1 protein-coding gene is annotated in these 268 nt (G+C 68.3%); it reads right to left on the bottom strand.

Features of this window, described 5'->3' with window-relative positions; genetic code table 11:
• Window positions 1–241 (bottom strand): glycosyltransferase family 25 protein (locus KVT32_RS30230; RefSeq protein ID WP_217619444.1); only part of this gene is annotated, 241 nt, incomplete at its 3' end.
• Window positions 242–268: the final 27 nt, after the last annotated feature.

Raw genomic sequence — 268 nt, 5'->3', positions numbered from 1 at the left:
CAATGCTGCGCTCCCATGCCAGCAGGTGGCTGACGTAGCAGCCCAGTTCGCCCGGCGCGGCGCGGCGGCGGCGGTGCACCAGGAGGCTCGCCTCGTCGTAGTGCCGGGGGGAAGGATGCTGGTCGACCCTGCCGTCGACGGCGTCGATGAACTCGTACGCGAGCTGGCGCTCGCCGAGCTTCTGCGCCGCGCGGGCGCGCCGCTCGACGGTCTTGGGGAGACTGATGACTAGTATTTTCATGGTAAGCCTGTAGTGATGCCGGACTGG

Origin of the sequence: Achromobacter sp. GbtcB20 (genome assembly GCF_019091095.1) — a bacterium.
GTDB lineage: Bacteria > Pseudomonadota > Gammaproteobacteria > Burkholderiales > Burkholderiaceae_B > Achromobacter > Achromobacter mucicolens.
The sequence above is the reverse complement of the archived record's forward strand: the minus strand, read 5'-3'. Positions and strand labels throughout refer to the sequence as shown.